1 protein-coding gene (running past both ends of the window) is annotated in these 206 nt (G+C 34.5%); it reads left to right on the forward strand.

Every position in this 206-nt window falls within one protein-coding gene, locus WG67_RS05615, for an SDR family oxidoreductase, read on the forward strand. The gene is 756 nt long; 157 of those nucleotides lie to the left of the window and 393 to its right, leaving coding positions 158-363 in view — codons 53 (partial) to 121 (complete); the first complete codon in view begins at position 3. Both codon boundaries (start and stop) fall beyond the window edges.

The raw sequence follows: 206 nt of genomic DNA on the forward strand, positions 1-206 counted from the left end.
CACTATATAATGAAATTGAAGAGCTTGAAGAATTTAAAGAAGGCTCTGTGAAACTAATTCAGCTTGATCTTTTAGACTTTGAGAATGTAAAGATACTGACAAACATGATAGAAAGCCTGAAATTATCAGAATCTGGAGCACTTGATATATTAGTTGCGTGTGCTGGAATTTTAGGCAAACTGAACCCCATTCATGACTGTGAGATT

Origin of the sequence: Wolbachia endosymbiont of Drosophila incompta (assembly GCF_001758565.1) — a bacterium.
Taxonomy (GTDB): domain Bacteria; phylum Pseudomonadota; class Alphaproteobacteria; order Rickettsiales; family Anaplasmataceae; genus Wolbachia; species Wolbachia pipientis.